This is a genomic window from Herbidospora sakaeratensis, from assembly GCF_001570525.1.
Taxonomy (GTDB): Bacteria; Actinomycetota; Actinomycetes; order Streptosporangiales; family Streptosporangiaceae; genus Herbidospora; species Herbidospora sakaeratensis.
In genome coordinates this window covers 172,726-188,363 of record NZ_BBXC01000008.1, presented here as the reverse complement: position 1 = coordinate 188,363, position 15,638 = coordinate 172,726, and the positions used below count along the sequence as shown (strand labels likewise).

At 70.9% G+C, this 15,638-nt stretch carries 10 protein-coding genes; 4 read left to right on the top strand and 6 right to left on the bottom strand.

Annotated elements, in window-relative coordinates:
* Positions 1-14 precede the first annotated feature (14 nt).
* Positions 15-1,367, bottom strand: coding sequence for an FAD-binding oxidoreductase (locus AW271_RS06685; RefSeq protein ID WP_062333561.1), 1,353 nt, complete (start codon positions 1,365-1,367; stop codon positions 15-17).
* A gap of 255 nt (positions 1,368-1,622) precedes the next feature.
* On the opposite strand from AW271_RS06685, the gene AW271_RS06680 reads away from it, so the two are divergent.
* Positions 1,623-4,382, top strand: coding sequence for an immune inhibitor A domain-containing protein (locus AW271_RS06680; RefSeq protein ID WP_245652962.1), 2,760 nt, complete (start codon positions 1,623-1,625; stop codon positions 4,380-4,382).
* A 56-nt stretch (positions 4,383-4,438) separates the two neighbouring features.
* Positions 4,439-5,377: a diacylglycerol/lipid kinase family protein gene (locus AW271_RS06675; protein ID WP_062333556.1), complete on the top strand. Its 939-nt coding sequence runs from the start codon at positions 4,439-4,441 to the stop codon at positions 5,375-5,377.
* Positions 5,378-5,396: 19 nt separating this feature from the next.
* Here the strand turns inward: AW271_RS06675 and AW271_RS06670 are convergent, their stop codons facing one another.
* Positions 5,397-6,206: an SWIM zinc finger family protein gene (locus AW271_RS06670; protein WP_062333553.1), complete on the bottom strand. Its 810-nt coding sequence runs from the start codon at positions 6,204-6,206 to the stop codon at positions 5,397-5,399.
* A complete protein-coding gene (locus AW271_RS06665) occupies positions 6,203-9,022 on the bottom strand; it encodes a DEAD/DEAH box helicase (RefSeq protein WP_062333552.1) in 2,820 nt (939 codons plus the stop codon). Before AW271_RS06665 ends, AW271_RS06670 begins: the two co-directional genes overlap by 4 nt.
* 88 nt (positions 9,023-9,110) lie before the next feature.
* Between AW271_RS06665 and AW271_RS06660 the strand changes: the two genes are divergently transcribed.
* Both AW271_RS06660 and AW271_RS06655 read left to right on the top strand, forming a co-directional pair.
* A complete protein-coding gene (locus AW271_RS06660) occupies positions 9,111-9,503 on the top strand; it encodes a hypothetical protein (protein ID WP_062333549.1) in 393 nt (130 codons plus the stop codon).
* 1 nt (position 9,504) lies between these two features.
* Complete coding sequence (locus AW271_RS06655; RefSeq protein WP_062333546.1) at positions 9,505-11,541, top strand: DUF4132 domain-containing protein; 2,037 nt, start codon at positions 9,505-9,507, stop codon at positions 11,539-11,541.
* Positions 11,542-11,698: 157 nt separating this feature from the next.
* Here AW271_RS06655 and AW271_RS06650 read toward each other — a convergent pair whose 3' ends face one another.
* From AW271_RS06650 to AW271_RS06640, 3 genes are all read right to left on the bottom strand, one after another.
* Positions 11,699-12,349, bottom strand: coding sequence for a hypothetical protein (locus AW271_RS06650; RefSeq protein ID WP_157553942.1), 651 nt, complete (start codon positions 12,347-12,349; stop codon positions 11,699-11,701).
* Positions 12,350-12,453: 104 nt separating this feature from the next.
* Complete coding sequence (locus tag AW271_RS06645; RefSeq protein ID WP_157553941.1) at positions 12,454-13,041, bottom strand: hypothetical protein; 588 nt, start codon at positions 13,039-13,041, stop codon at positions 12,454-12,456.
* A gap of 139 nt (positions 13,042-13,180) precedes the next feature.
* Entirely contained in the window at positions 13,181-15,553 is a 2,373-nt protein-coding gene (locus AW271_RS06640) for a glycoside hydrolase family 9 protein (protein WP_062333538.1), read from the bottom strand.
* Positions 15,554-15,638 lie beyond the last annotated feature (85 nt).

The following is a 15,638-nucleotide window of genomic DNA, read 5'->3' as shown; positions in this document are numbered from 1 at the left end:
ACGCTACCAGTGGGTCAGATGGCCTTGCCCGGGTTGAGGAGGTTGTGGGGGTCGAAGACCTGCTTTATCCCGGTCTGCAGGGACGCCACGACGGGCCCGCTCTCCAGCTCCAGCCACCGCTTCTTCAGCAGGCCCACGCCGTGCTCCCCGGTGAGGGTGCCGCCGAGGGCCAGCGCGGCCCGGAAGATCTCGTCGGCCGCCGCCCACACGTGCGGGGGCGGTTCGGGCAGGCCGCGCTCGAAGATGAACACCGGGTGCAGGTTGCCGTCGCCGGCGTGCGCGACGGTGCAGATCCGCACGTCGTGGCGGAGCCCGACGGCCTCGATCTCGGCGATCATGTCGGGCAGCTTCGACCGGGGCACGCAGACGTCCTCGGTCAGGCACTCGCCGAGGCGCTCCTTGGCCTGGTAGGCCATGCGCCGGACCGCGATCAGCTCGTCGGCCTCCTCGGGGGTGGTCGACCGGGCCGCGAACGTCGCGCCGTGCTCCTCGCAGAGGGCGGCCATGCGGTCGGCCGCCGCCTCGCCGTCGGGGGCGTCGGACTGGGCCAGCAGCATGCCCTGCGTCGTCGGCTCCAGGCCGATGTGGCGCCAGTCGTCGATCGCGACGAGGGTGTTGCGGTCGATGAGCTCCAGCATCGAGGGCTGGCAGCCGGCCGCGATGATCGCGGCCACCGCCGCCGCGGCGTCGCGCAACGAGGTGAACTCGGCGGCCACCGTGACCGGCGGTTTCGCCGGGGCCCGGCGCAGCCGGACGGTGGCCTCGGTGATGATGCCGAGGGTGCCCTCGGAGCCGACGAACAGGCCGGTCAGGTCGTAGCCGGTGACGCCCTTCATGGTCCGGCGGCCGGTGTTGACCACCTGGCCGTCGGCGAGCACGACCTCCAGGCCCAGCGCCGAGTCGCGGGTGACGCCGTACTTCACGCAGCGCAGGCCCCCGGCGTTGGTGGCCAGGTTTCCGCCGATCGTGGAGATCTCGTAGGAGGACGGGTCGGGGGCGTACATGAGCCCGTGGGCGCGGGCGGCGCGGTCGAGGTCGGCGGTGATCACGCCCGGCTGGACGACCGCGACCTCGTCGGCGGGGGACAACTCGACGATCTGGGTCATGCGGGCCAATGACAGGACGATCGACCCGTCACCCGCCACCGCCCCTCCGGCCAGCCCCGTGCCGGCGCCGCGCGGCACCACCGGGACCCCGTTGGCGGTGGCCCATTTCATCGTCGCCACGACGTCGTCGCGCGACTCCGCCAAGACCACCGCGCGAACCGCTCCGGCCTGCAGGAACGTGCGGTCGCGGGCGTAGGAGGCGGTCACGTCGGGGTCGGTCAGCACCCGTCCGGGAGGCAGCGCTGAGATGAGGTCGTCCACATCCCGAAACAGTACCAATCGCCCTGACTAGGGCGGTAAGGCGATCAGTCGATATCGGTTTCGCAACATCCCCCATTCACTTTACTTTTCCTTTACCGAGTGATCTAACGTCCCGTTGCGGCGGATGTGGCGGTTTCGCCATGACCGCACGGTGGCGCGCACCACCCCCGCGCGCCTCGACAAGCCCGGCTGACTACCGGGTGAGGGAGGATTCACTTGTCAGCCTTTGCAGCATCCCCTCGCAGGGCGCGGCGGTTGGCCGCCATCGTGCCCGCGCTCGGGCTGCTGGCCGCGGGTCTCACCGCGGCCACGGTCCCGGCATCGGCGGACTCCACGGAGGCCCGCTGGATCCCGTCGCTCAGCGACCACTACATCAACTACACGCCCCCGCGCGCGCAGTCGGACGTCTCCGACCGCTCGGACGAGAAGCTGAGCGAGGCCGCCAAGGCCAGCCGCCAGGCGACCGCGGCGATCGCCGACGAGATCGACCACAAGTACGCCGGCGGCAACCCCGTCGCCGCCCGCGGCCTGGCCAACAACGAGCGCCGCGCCATCAGGACCGGCCAGAACCCGTTCGACTTCATCTACAAGAAGGCGGGCACGAAGCGCACGGCCAAACTGCTGACGCTTCTGGTGGAGTTCAACGAGAACGCCAACGACGACTTCTCCGGGTTCGTCCGCCCGGTGTCGACCGCCGACATCAACACCTGCGTCACCGAGCCGGCCGGCACGAAGCTGAACGGCCCGCTGCACAACAACATCCCCGACCCGGCCACGGCCGCGGGCGGCGGGAAGGACAACAACTCCTTCTGGGTGCCGAACTTCAGCACCGACCACTTCAACAAGATGCTCTACTCCGACGCCGGGATCACCGAGCGGGTCCGCAAGGACCTCAAGGACCCCCGCGACGGCAAGAAGGGCATCGACATCTCCGGCTTCACCATGAAGAAGATGTACGAGGAGATGTCGAAGGGCGCCTACACCGTCTCGGGCGCGGCGATCGGCTGGCTGAAGGTCCCCCACTCCGAGGCCTGGTACGGCGCCGGTCAGTGCGGCACCTACCCGCAGCAGATGGCCGGCCACCCCGACAACCCGGCGGGCCCGGCCCAGCTCGGCATCGACGCGGTGAACGTGCTCGCGCAGCAGCAGCCGAACTTCCCGTGGGCCGACTACGACATCGAGGACACCGCCGACGCCGACGGCGACGGCAACGTCCTGGAGCCCGACGGCGTCATCGACCACCTCGTGCTCGTGCACGCCGGTGAGGACAAGTCGGGCGGCGGCGGCGCCGAGGGCACGTACGCCATCTGGGCGCACTCCTCGACCATCCCCGGCGGCTACACCGTCCCGGGCACCAACAAGAAGATCGCCAACTACATCGTGCAGCCGGAGGACTCCGGCGTCGGCGTCTTCGCCCACGAGTACGGCCACGACCTGGGCCTGCCCGACCTGTACGACGCCTCCGGCGCCGGCGACAGCTCGGTGGAGTTCTGGGACCTGATGTCGACCGGCTCCCACTCGGGCCCGATCTTCCAGTCGATGCCGACCCACATGGGCCTCTGGGACAAGTGGGTGCTCGGCTGGGTCGACCCCGAGGTCGTCAACCCCGGTGACAGGACCAAGCTGGTCACCATCGGCCAGACCTCGCGCACGCCCAAGCTGACCGAGGACGGCCTGCGCATCAACCTGCCGTCCAAGCACGTCGTCATGGCCACGCCCCACTCGGGCGCGAACATGTGGTGGTCGAACAACGACCAGATGTGGGCCGACAGCAAGCTGACCCGGACCGTCCAGGTCCCGGCGACCGGCGACCCCCGCTTCTGGATGTGGAACGACTACACCATCGAGGAGGAGTGGGACTTCGGCTTCGTCGAGGTCTCGACCGACGGCGGCGCCACCTGGGCCCAGCAGAAGGTCTACGCCGAGGACGGCACCCTCGTCACCACCGACGACGGCTACGCCGACCCGAACGGCCGCATGCACGACTTCGGCAACAAGAAGTACGGCCTGACCGGCGACACCCACGGCTGGCGGCACGACTACGTCGACCTGATGCCGTTCGCGGGCGCCACCGTCCAGATCCGGCTGACGTACAACACCGACGAGGCCGCCATCGAGCGCGGCTGGTTCTCCGACGACTTCGCCGTCACCGCCGGTGGCGCGACCGTCTGGAGCGACGACGTCGAGGGCGGCGCCAACGGCTGGACCGCCACCACCGGCACGTTCACCGACACGACCGGCGCGGGCTGGAACATCCACGGCGGCTCGATCAACTCCGAGCAGTACTACCTGGCCGAGTGGCGCAACTACGACGGCTTCGACCAGGGCCTCAAGTACACCTATGACACCACCTGGCAGCGCGACGGCGCCTGGAAGGTCGAGAAGGTCGCCTACAACGCCCCCGGCCTCCTCGTGTGGCTGCGCGACGCGGCGTACGGCATGAACAACCCGGCCGCCAACCACTTCAACCTGCCGTCGGTCGGGTCGAAGGGCCAGCTCCTGCTCGTCGACTCCCACTTCGAGCCGCTGCGCCGCTCCGGCGTCGCCGCGACGAAGGACCCCAGCGCCCTGAAGAACATCCCGATGCGTCCGCAGGCCGCCAACGCCGCCTTCGGCTTCGGCAAGACGTATCCGTTCAAGGAGTGCCTGGAGCCGGCGGCGGAGCCGTTCGTCGAGTACTGCACCAGCTTCCCCGCGCAGAACCCGGTCAAGGAGTTCACCGACGCCAAGACCTGGTACCCGGGCCTGGAGAACCGTCCCGACGGTCTCTACTTCCGCCTGCGCGACGCCTCGGTGGTCGTGCCGTCGAAGGAGAACCAGGCGTACACCGCCCGGATCGTCAACCCCGACGGCAGCCCCGCCACCGACCTGTACGGCGAGAACGTCAACGGGTTCGTGCTCGGCACCGGCAACCCCGGTGACGAGGGCAAGCAGCTCGGCGTCAAGCTGAAGCTCGTCAGCCCGCTGCCGCTGAACCTCGGCGTCATCGTCCAGGTGACCCCGCCGAAGAAGTAGTCGTTAAGATCACGTTCGCTTGACCGGTGCCCGGCGGGAGACCGCCGGGCACTACCATGTGCAGGGTGCGGAGCAAGCTCGACCATACGGCGGCCATCCGGGAGAATCGCCGGGCCGCCGTCGTCGTGAACACCAAATCGCGCCGGGGCCGCAAACACTTCGCCGAAGTCGTGCGGCTCATCCGCGAATCCGGCTTCTCGCCCCTCGGGGTGTTCCCCGTCGACGACCCGCGGCGGTTGCGCGACCGTCTCGACGAAGCCCTCGGCCTCGGTCCCGACCTGCTCATCGTGGGCGGCGGCGACGGCACCCTGTCCAGCTCGATCAAGCACATCGCCCACCGCGACGTCGCGCTCGGCGTGTTGCCGCTGGGCACCACCAACAACTTCGCCCGCAGCCTCGGGCTGCCGCTGACCCGCCAGGGCGCGGTGCGCGTCTTCACCGAGGGCAAGGTCGCCGACATCGACCTCGGCCTGTGCGGCGACCGCCCGTTCGCCAACCTGGCCAGCTTCGGGGTGTCGGTCGAGGTGGCCGGCACTGTCAAGCCGTGGCTGAAGCGAATGGCCGGCCGGGCCGCCTACCCGCTCACCGCGCTGACGATCCTGCCCGGCCACACGCCGTTCCGGGCGTTCATCACCGTCGAGGGCCGCCGCCACGAGCTGCTCACCCACCAGCTCAACATCGCCAACGGGCGTTTCCACGGCGGCTGGCAGATCGCCAGCGACATCTCCATCGACAACAGAAACCTGGTCGCCTACCAGCTCGGCTCCGGCAAGCGGCTGCGCCTGCTGGGCGAGACCTTCCTGCGGGCCACCACCGGCAAGTGGCGCAGCCTCGCGGGCGGCCCGTTCGTGGTCGGCAAGGAGATGCTCCTGGAGACCGACCCGCCCATGGCCGCCGACATCGACGGCGAGGTGCGGCTGATGACCCCCCTGGTGATCAAGACCGTCCCCAACGGGGTGCGGGTGATGGTCCCCCAGGGCTTCGTCGACACCTGAGCCCCCGAACCGGCCGCGGTCAGGCGTCGCCCAGCGGTTCCTCCGGCCCGGTGAAGCCTCGGTAGGCCGGGCGCAGCAGGTCGAGCAGCGGGATGTGCCTGACCTTCACCTTCGGCGGCTCCAGCGCTCTGAGCAGCAGGTCGGGCGGGGTGTCGGGGGTGCGGGGGCCCTTCAGCCGGGCGGCCGAGACGTTGAGGGTGTAGAAGTCGGCGAGCCGGTCTTCCAGCGGTTCGTCGGCGGGGGTGCGGAGGTCGTCCAAGAGCTGCTCCCGGGGTTTGCCGCGCCAGGCCAGCACCAGGAACGGGTCGTCGTCGAACGCCTCGGCCAGCAGGTAGAGCACCGCCGAGACGTGTTTGCACGGGTTGCCCCAGTCGGGGCAACCGCAGGTCATCTCCAGCTCGCCCTGCTCGGGGAAGAGCGGATATCCGGCGTCGGCGAAGAGCGCGTCGAGTTCCTTCGGCATCTCGCCCGCCAGCAGCCGGGCCCGGTGCCCGGCCTGCCCCGCGATGACCCGTTCGAGCTCGGCCCATTCGGCCTGGCCATAGGCTTCGATCTCGATCTCGACTCTGTACGGCTCCGGCCGCGACCCCTGGACCACTCCCTCGACGGTCCCGGCTCGCACCGACATCGACACGACCTGCCCCTGGCGGGCATAGGCGCGGCCCCGCGCGAGGCGGCCGGGGTCGCAGACGCGTTCGAGGATGTCGACGAACCGCCGCGACCACCACTTCTCCCCGATCGTCCCCCGACGGCCGCGCGCCCGGATGCCGCCCTCGACCTTGATCGGGGTGCCCGCCTCGAACCAGCCGTCTTTCCCGACAGGACTCATGCCACCGCCTCCGGGCCGAGCGTGAACAGGTCTCTGAGCTGGTCGGTCGACAACGCGGTGAGCCAGTCTTCGCCGGTGCCGACCACGCGTTCGGCCAGGGCCTGTTTGCGTTCGATCATCTCGTCGACGCGCTCCTCGATGGTGCCCGTGCAGATGAACTTCCTGACCTGCACGTTCTTCGTCTGGCCGATGCGGAAGGCCCGGTCGGTCGCCTGGTTCTCCACCGCCGGGTTCCACCAGCGGTCGACGTGGACGACGTGGTTGGCCGCCGTCAGGTTGAGGCCGGTGCCGGCCGCCTTCAGCGACAGCAGGAAGATCATCGGCTCGTCGTCGGTCTGGAAACGTTCGACCAGTTCCTCGCGCCGCTTCTTGGCCAGCCCGCCGTGCAGCCACAACACCGGGCGGTCGAGCCGGGCTTCCAGGTGGGGGAGGATCAGCGAGCCGAACTCGGCGTACTGGGTGAAGACCAGCGCCTTCTCGCCCTCGGCCAGGATCTCCTCGCAGAGCTCCTCCAGGCGGGCCAGCTTGCCCGACCGACCGGCCAGCCGGGAGCCGTCTTTCAGCAGGTGGGCGGGGTGGTTGCAGACCTGCTTGAGGCGGGTCATCGCGGCCAGCACGTTGCCGCGCCGTTCGATGCCCTCGCTGCCCTCGATGCGGCCCATCACGTCGTCGACGACCGCGCGGTAGAGGGTGGCCTGCTCGGGGGTGAGCGTGCACCACACCTTCATCTCCAGCTTCTCGGGCAGGTCGGAGATGATCGTCTTGTCGGTCTTCAGCCGCCGCAGCACGAACGGGCCGGTCGCGCGCTTCAGGGCGGCCACGGCGTTCTCGTCGCGGCGGACTTCGATCGGCTCCTGGAACCGGTCGCGGAAGGCGCGGGCCGAGCCGAGCAGGCCCGGGTTGCAGAACTCCATGATCGACCAGAGCTCGGCGAGGTGGTTCTCGACCGGGGTGCCGGTGAGGGCCAGCCGGGTGCGGGCCGGGATCGACCTGACCGCCTGCGCCTGCCGGGCCGCGCTGTTCTTGATCGCCTGCGCCTCGTCGCAGACCACCCGCTCCCACTCGCGCGCCGCCAGGTGGCCGATGTCGCGCAGCGCGGTGCCGTAGGTGGTGAGCACGAGGTCGGCGTCGGCCAGCTCGCGGCCCGACCCGTGGTAGACGTGCACCCGCAGGCCGGGGGCGAACCGCGCGGCCTCCTTCTGCCAGTTGCCGAGCAACGACATCGGGCAGACCAGCAACGTCGGCGCGGCTTCGCCGCGCTCCCGTTCGGCCAGCAGCAGCGACAGGGTCGTGATCGTCTTGCCGAGGCCCATGTCGTCGGCGAGCACGCCGCCCAGGCCCAGGCCCGACAGGAAGCTCAGCCAGGCCAGGCCGCGTTCCTGGTAGGGGCGCAGGGTTCCGGTCAGCGCCTTCGGCGCCGGGACCGGCTCCAGCCGCCGGTCGGCCTCGCCCGACAGCAGGTCGCCGAGCAGCCCGTCGGCGTCGACCGCCGTGATCGGGAGCTCGTCGTCGCCGCCGAGCACGACCTCGTTGATGACCTCGCGCGCGGTGCGCGTGCCGTCTCTGCGCTGCTCCAGGATCTTCAGCGCGGCCTTCAGCTGCCGGTCGTCGAGCTCGACCCACTGGCCGCGCACGCGGACCAGCGGCACCTTCAGCCGGGCCAGCTCGGCCAGCTCCTCCTCGGAGACGACCTGGTCGCCGACGGCCAGGTCGACCCGGAAGTCGACGATCTGGTCGAGGCCGAACCCCTGGCCGCCGACCGCCTTCGGCCCCTGCCGGGTGCGGGTGGTGAGCTTGAGGCCCAGCTTCGTCTTGCCCGCCCACGCCGGGAGGCGCACCCCGAAACCGGCCGCGCCCAGCAGCGGCGCCGCGTTCTTGAGGAACCCGAACGCGCCCCGGGTGTCGAGCGCGAGCCCCTCGGGCCGGGGGTCGCGCAGCGCCCGGTCGAGCTCCGGGTAGAGCCGGACCGCCCGGCCCAGCCCCGCGAGCAGCTCGTGTTCGGCGACGACCCCGGGGAGCCGCGCGCCCCGCCACACCTCGGCGGCCGGCAGGTCGAGGCTCGGGTCGTCGGCCGACTGCACCGAGAAGCCGACCTCCCAGCCGTCGTCGCCGGTCTCGGCCAGCCGGAACGACACCCGGACCGGGCCGTCGAAGGCGTGCGCGGCGTCGTGCCAGCGGTCGAGCTCGGCGCGCAGCTCGCCGAGGTCGCCGTCGAGGTGGACGTCGTCGCCGATCAGCCGCACGGCCCACTGGTCGGCGACGGGGCTGCGTTTCCCCGGGCGGTGGCCCATGAGGATGCGGTCGGGCAGGGCGGCGCGCACGGCCCGGTCGGCGAGCCGCGTCAGCGCGTCGTGCAGCACCTCGCGGGCGGGCCGGGGGTCGGCCGAGCGGAACACCGGCGGCATCGCGGCGGCCAGTTCGGCGGCCCGGGCGGCGTCGGGCCCGGTCAGCACCGGCCGCCAGCGGGCCTCGCGGTCGACCAGGCCGGGCAGCACCCGGCCCCTTCTCACCAGGTCACGGGCGAACTCGTCGAGGGCCGCGAGGAAACGTACCGAACCAGAAGGCTCTTCGAGCTCGGGCAGGTCGGCCGGGAAGACCGCGGGCACCGACCACTCGCGCAACCGGGTCGCCGTGGTGAACGACGAGTGCACCGGCCCGTCGGCGTCGGACGGCAACCGCAGCACGACCTCTTCTGGCCGGCCGCCGAGCTCCTCGGGCGGCCCGGCGAACGGATGGTGTTCCGACGTCGCGGGACACGGCGAACCTTCCGCCCAGAATCCGGCCCGCCCCCCGGCCCAGACCGCGTGCACTGGCATCCCGACAAGTTACCCCCGATTCTGTCGGGAGCCGTTGCTATGAATGGGGGCCTGCACATGATCTTCCCCACGACGACGGGTGCCCCCCATGGCATTGGTGACCTTCCGCGACGAGACCGCGACCGGCCGCGCACTGGCCGAGTTCTCCCTGCCCGACCTGCCCGAACGCATCTCGGCGCGAGAGCTGGTGCGGCTGCGGGTGCGGGAGGAGGTGGCCCGGCACAACGCCGCCCCCTCCCACCACTACCGGGGGCTGGTGCGGCCGATCGACGCCGAGGCCGACCTCAACGGCTACCGCCTGCGCACCGCCCGCAGGCTCGACTGGGAGAAGCAGGCCGACGCGGCCGAGGCGGCGTTCCTCCGCAACGGCTTCCTGCTGCTGGTCGGCGACCGCCAGATCCTCGACCTCGACGTCGAGATCGACCTGCTGACCGACCCGGTCGTCTCGTTCGTCAAGCTCGTGCCGCTGGTCGGCGGCTGAGATGGACGTTTACCACGACCTTTCGGCCCTCGCGCGGCGGCTCCACGCCATTCTCGACGGCACCGCCCGCGACACCACCACCCTGGCCGGGGCCAACATCCCCGACCTGCGGGTGATGGCGGGCGCGGCCCGCGAGCTGGTCGAGAACACGCTGCACGACCGCCATCCGCGCCTGTGGACGATGCCGACCATGGTCGCGGCGGGCATCGCGGGCATGGACGCCGAACTGGCCGCCCATCTCGCCGGGCACCAGGGCCCCATCGCGGTCGCCGAGAACTCGGTGATCTTCGGCTGGGAGGTCGCGCAGCGGGCGCGGTTCGCCGAGGCGCTGCGCGACCTGCCCTCGGTGCCCCGCGCGCCGGTGCCGGGCGAGCTGCTCGACTGGCTGGCGGCGCAGCCCGGCTACCTCGACTTCGCGCGCACCGCCCTGGAGTCGGCCGACGCCAGGGTGCGGAGGTTGCAGGCGGGCGAGATCCCCTACACGACCCGGCTCTTCGACGACGCCGAGGTCGCCGCCCTCGGCCGCGCGGCGCGGGTGGCGCTGCGCCGCGACGAGAGCTGGTTGCCCGACCTGCTCGACCGCATGGTCCGCGGCATCGCGGTCGCCCCGACGCAGGCCAAGACCCTGCCCTCACAGGCGCTGCTGTACGAGATCGCCCGCGCCGCCGAAGACCACCCGACCCCCGAGGCGGTCGCCGCGCTGCGCACCGCCGCCCGGATCACCCGGCACGCCGGGGTGCCCAAGGAACTCGCCAAGAAGTTCAAGCGTATGGAGCCCGCGCTGGCCGATCGGCTCGACGTCGCGTTCCGCATGCCCGACGGGCGGCACCGCGAGACCGTCGGCGAGCACACCGCCGTGATCTCCGTCGACGGGGCCGTCGAGTTGTCGTGGTGGCACGGCGACCGGCGGCTCAAGTCGGTCCCGGCGGCGGTCCGGCGCGACCACCCCGACGCCGTGAAACGCCTCAAAGACCTGGCCAGGCAGGCCGCCCAGCGGCAGACCACGCTGGCCAGGGCGCTGGAGGCCGGCTACACGAGCCCGACCCCGCCGCCCTACCGGCAGCTGGAGGGCAACCCGGTCGCCGACCGGCTGATCTGGGAGTTCGAGGTCGCGCCCGGCGTGTGGGAGGCCCGGCTCGGGCTGACCGTGCCCGACGCGCCGGTCCGGTTGTGGCATCCGGCGCGGGCCACGGCCGACGAGGTGCGGGCGTGGCGCGAGGTCGTCCAGGACAAGGAGATCCGGCAGCCGTTCAAGCAGGCGTTCCGCGAGGTCTACCTGCTGACCCCGGCCGAGGAGGCGGCCGGCGCCCACTCCCGCCGGTTCGACGGGCACATCGTGCACTACTCGCAGCTGCGCGCGTTGCTGAAAGACCGCGGCTGGAGCTCCCACTACCTGGGCTTCTGGGACGGCGGTCACGACGACGGCGCGGCCCGGCGGGTGCTGGCGGGCGGGGAGTGGCGGGTCACCCTGAGCCACCACCTCTACGAGGAGGGCTACGCGGAGACCGGGGCCGTGTGCTTCGAGCGCGCGGCCGGAAAGGCCTGGCGGGAGGCGCCGCTGGCCGAGGTGCCGCCGCTGGTCTTCAGCGAGGCCATGCGCGACGCCGACCTGTTCATCGGGGTCACCTCGATCATGTCCGACCCCCACGGGGCCGAATGGGGGCCCGGCGCGCTGCGCGACCACTGGGCCGAGCGCTCCTTCGACGAGTTGTCGTCGTCGGCCGAGGTCCGCCGCGACGCCCTGGCCCGCCTGCTGCCCCGGCTGGCCATCGCCGGCCGCTGCACCCTGGCGGGCCGTTTCCTGGTGGTCCGGGGCGACCTGCGCACCTACAAGATCCACCTGGGCTCGGCGAACATCCTGATGGAACCCAACGACGCCTACCTGTGCATCGTGGCCAAGGCCGCCGCGGCGAACGGCCTGTTCCTCCCGTTCGAGGAGGACGGCCGGTTGTCGCTGATCCTCAGCAAGGCGTTCCTGCTGGCCGACGACGCCGCCATCACCGACCCGACGATCACGCGCCAGATCGGGGCGGCCTAGAGGAACGACACGACCAGGTTCACGGCCGACAACAACGCCGCGCCGGCGAGGCTCACGACCAGCACGAGACAGACGACTTTCACCCAGGGTTTCACCCGGCCATGCTCGGGGGCGGGGCGCGGTAAATCAAATCGCGCCACGCCGCCCCGGAGCGAGGTCAGCCCAGCAGCATCCGGACCAGCTCGCCGATGCCCAACGCGGCGCCCAGCGAGACGATGGCCAGCAGGATCGAGGCGAGGCAGCCGGTGCCGCCCGTCATCGGCTTGCTGTGGGCGGGCCCCGCACCGGGCCCCTGCCACAGGACCCTCGGCTCCAGCACGAGGTACAGCAGCGCGCCGATCTCCCCGACGGTGAACAACCAGAACCACGCCCACCGGTTGCCCAGCCTCGGCCGCGATCCCAGCATCAGCAGGAAGGTGAGGATCCAGGCGGTCGCCAGCCACCACAGGTTCGTGCCGCCGGGGAACCGGAACGGCCACGAGGGCGCGAACGACCCGCCCCGTCGGTCGTCGATCTGCACGATCGACGGCGAGACCGGGTTGCGCGAGGCGTCGGCGTTGAGCCGCTTGACCGTGTACGGCCCCTTGGCGTCCCGCAGCCCGTGGCTCTGCACCTCGTGCCAGACCAGCGGCGACTCCGACCACGTCAGCAGCCAGATCTCGCCGCCGTCGCCCCGCCACGTCACCCGGTCGACCTCGCCGGCCGAAAGGGCGAACCGGAACTGGTCGAGCGTGCGGATCGACGGCCGGAACGTGGCGCTGACGAGCACGGCCCCACCGAGCAGAACGAGCAGCAGCACGATGCGCACCGCGAAATGGAACCAGTGCGGGAAACGCCGGGATGAATCCGATTCCACCCTTTGGTTCTACCGGGTTATTTCCGGCGCGGATGTTCTCATAGCGCCAAGGAATGTCACCAGCCGTCCCAGGTCTTGCACGACCACCACGGGCCGGACAGATGCCGGACCGTCTCGCAATCCGTGTCGTCGGGCGGCCGAGCCCCGCCCGGAAGCCACAGGAAACCCCGCGACTGCGCGATGGGCGGATCGGTGACCATGAGCTGGGCCCCGCCGGTGATGGGCTGCGCGTCGCAGACGTCATAGAGGCCGGCCATTCGGCAATCGGTCGTGGCGCCGTTGCCGGCGACGTCGCGCGCGTACGCCTCCAGGCTGCTCTCCGACAAGGCAAAACGCGCCGTGTAGGGAAGGTCGGACGCCATTCCGAGCAGGCAGACCGCGAAGACCACCAGTACCAGCAGCGACGGGACCGGCGAGGATCCGCCACCGGGTTTGGCCAGCACCAGCTTGACGACGAACGTCGGAAGAATCACGCACCAGGCCAGGAAGCCGAAGATCCCCGCCTCCGCATAAGGGTCGGGAACGGAGGTCAGGTAGAAAGCCATCAGCGTCACCAGGATCGTGCAGGAAAGAAACATCTTCCCCGGCGGCTCACCCGTTCGCCATGCGGCGGGCGAAATCGCTTGATCGTCCAGATCGGTCACGCGAGCAGAATGCCGCACATCAATTCGGGCGTCCAGGAAACGCATGTGGAAAGCCCCGCCCCCCTGCGGAATGAGGGGCGGGGCCGTTGGTGGCCCGCCTCCCCCAGAGGGGTCCGTCTGGGGAAGGCGGGCGGCTCGGTCAGGCCGGGGTGCAGGTCACCGCCGGCACTCCGTTGGTGCCGTTCCAGCTGGCGTTGAAGCCGAAGCCGGTCGAGGCGTTCGGGGACAGGTTGCCGTTGTAGTTCATGTTCCGGACCGTCACGGCCGAGCCCGACTGGGTGTGCTGGCCGTTCCAGAGCTGGGAGATGCTCTGGCCGTTGGGCCACGTCCAGTTCACGGTCCACCCGGTGATGGCGGCGCTGCCGGAGTTCCGCACCGACACCTCGGCGCCGAAGGCGCCGCCCCACTGGCTGCTGATCGAGTAGGTCGCCGTGCAGGCCTTACCGGTCGGGGAAGGCGACGGGCTGGGACTCGGCGAGGGCGAAGGCGAGGGCGAAGGCGAGGGCGAAGGCGAGGGCGACGGCGAAGGGGACGGGCTGGGTGAGGGGCTGGGTGAGGGGGAAGGCGAGGGCGACGGGGACGGCGACGGGCTGGGCGAGGGCGACGGGTCGTTGCCCGGGGTGTTGCCCCAGATCTTGGTCGTGCCCGCGTACAGCGGGATGTTGGTGACCCGCACCGGCGTCGAGCCCGGCGTCGTCGACACGCCCGCGTACGACCAGTCGTTGGCCGCGCTCCACTGCTTCGAGCTGGCCACCCGGAACTGGACCTCGCGGCGGTGCTGCGACTGGCCCGCCGGGGCGATGTTCTGGCCGGTGCAGTTGATCGTCACGTAGTAGGTCGCCCCGGAGTGCTGGGTGGGACCGGTCGGCGCGCTGCACTGGTTGTAGTTGGCCGTGATGGTGATGTCGGCCGGGGTGGTGTCGCCGTCGAGGGTGAAGTAGTAGCGGAACGAGCCGTTGGTCAGGTTCCGGGCCGGCCAGCCCGACTGGTTGCGGACCATGACCTTGACCTCGGTGAAGTTCGACCCGGTCGCGTTCACCGACGCCTCGGTGAAGATCTCCGGCTCGGGCGCCGTCTCGGGCTGCGGGAAGTTGGAGAGCGGCGTGCCGCCGTACTCGCCGTAGAGGCGGGCCAGGGCGCTGGTGAAGCCGGCGTTGTAGTCGGTCGCGACCTCGTTCATCACGTAGTCGTCGCGCTTGTCGGTGTAGGCGTCGTTCGGGTCGGGCGGGCCGCCGACCAGGGCGCCGTACAGGACGTGGCGGGTCTCGACCGGGTTGGTCATCTGGTCGGTCCACGAGCCGTGCGCCGTGCGGTGGTGCGGGTTCTTCGGGGGGTTCGCGCCGAAACCGATCACGTACGAGGAGTTGCGCGGGTTGTCGCCGAGCGCGTAGTCGATCTGGCGCTTCGCGAAGTCGTGGTAACGCGCCTTGCGGGTCGCGTCGGTGATCGAGTCGCTGTGCACGAGCGCCGCGAAGGAGGTGTTGGCGGCGTACCGGAGAGAACCCCAGCGATCGAGCACGGCCTGGCCTCCCGGCGAGTAGGCCACCCGCTGCCCGTTGACCCCGACGGTCCAGAAGTCGAGCCAGCGGTTGGCGTCGTCGAGGTACTGCTGCTTGCCGGTCAGCTTCGCCAGCAGCACATAGGCGCCGTAGGACTTGTCGTCCCAGGCGATCGTCCACTTGTACGACTTGGTCGTCGACTGCGGCTCGGTGCCCAGGTTCGCGTACGCGGCCTCGGCCTTGGCCAGGTAGGACGCCTCGCCGGTGGCCCGGTGCAGCCAGATGGCGCCCCACACGAGCTCGTCGTTGAAGCCGCTCCACGAGCGGTAGTAGCCGGCCGCGTCGGTGATGCAGTCGCTGTAGGCCCGCCGCACGTTCTCGGCGAAGGTGTAGAGCTGCCGCGCGTGGGTCACCAGGGTGTTGGCGTACGTCGCGTCGGTCGGCCGGAACACGATCGAGGAGGCCGCCATCGCCGCCGCCGTCTCACCGGCCAGGTCGGCGCCGCCGCAGCTCGCGTCGATCTTGTACGACGGCCGGTTCATCTGCATCGCCTCGGCCGGCCCCCACCAGGCATGGTCGAGCCCGCCGTTGCCGACCTGCCCGTAGAGCACGTTGGCCGACGGGTGGGCCTTGATGAAGTAGTCGTTGACGAACCGCAGGTTGTTCATCAGGTGCGTGAGCTGGCTCCCGTACGACGACCGGTACTCGACCGCCCCCCACGCCAGCATCGTGGTGGCCGCCGCCATCGGCAGGCCGAACTTGACGTGGTCGCCGGCGTCGTACCAGCCGCCGGTCAGGTCGAGCCCGACGTCGGAGCCGTCGGTCAGCCCGGAGGGGCCACGCCAGGAGACCCGGTTCCAGGAGGGCAGCGGGCCCGCCTGCTGGGCCTCGTAGAACAGGATCGACTTCTGCAGCGCCTCGCCGTAGTTGAACACGGCTGCGGAGGCCTGCTGCGGTTGCAGGGTGACGGCGGCGACCAGTGCCACGGCCGCGATACGGAGCGTACGGCGCATAGGAGCGTCCTTACGGAGGGGGGTGTCGGGGGCGCGGCAGCGGGTCAGGCGCTGTCGCGCCCCTCGCCATCTGGGGCGTGGGAGC